This is a genomic window from Marinobacter iranensis, from assembly GCF_029207565.1.
GTDB classification, from domain to species: domain Bacteria; phylum Pseudomonadota; class Gammaproteobacteria; order Pseudomonadales; family Oleiphilaceae; genus Marinobacter; species Marinobacter iranensis.
Map to the genome: position 1 here is coordinate 1 of NZ_JANCMW010000064.1, position 290 is coordinate 290.

The window sequence follows — 290 nt, forward strand, 5'->3', positions numbered from 1 at the left end:
GATCTCTTCCTGTACCTTGCCCTTGGCTTTATCCCATTTGCCTCTTGCCTGGAGACCCGGATCGTCGGTAAGGTTGCCCCATTGGTCCTTGGCCTCGCCCTTCGCCTGGTTGACGGCACCTTTGATTTTGTCGCTCCAGCCTTCCGTATGCCGATCCATATGAATGCTCTCCCTTCTCTTGCATGAGTTGGTTATACGAGGTCTTTACCCGGGAGACAGCGTTTCCAAACACCGGAAAAGCCAGTAACGGCGATCGTCGATCGCTATCCGCCTCAGTCCAAGGCGTTCTT

The 290-nt window shown here is 54.5% G+C and carries 1 protein-coding gene; it reads right to left on the reverse strand.

All coding sequences use genetic code 11. The features are described from left to right. Positions 1–159 (reverse strand): CsbD family protein (locus NLU14_RS21455; protein WP_275710450.1); only part of this gene is annotated, 159 nt, incomplete at its 3' end. Between the last annotated feature and the right edge of the window lie 131 nt (positions 160–290).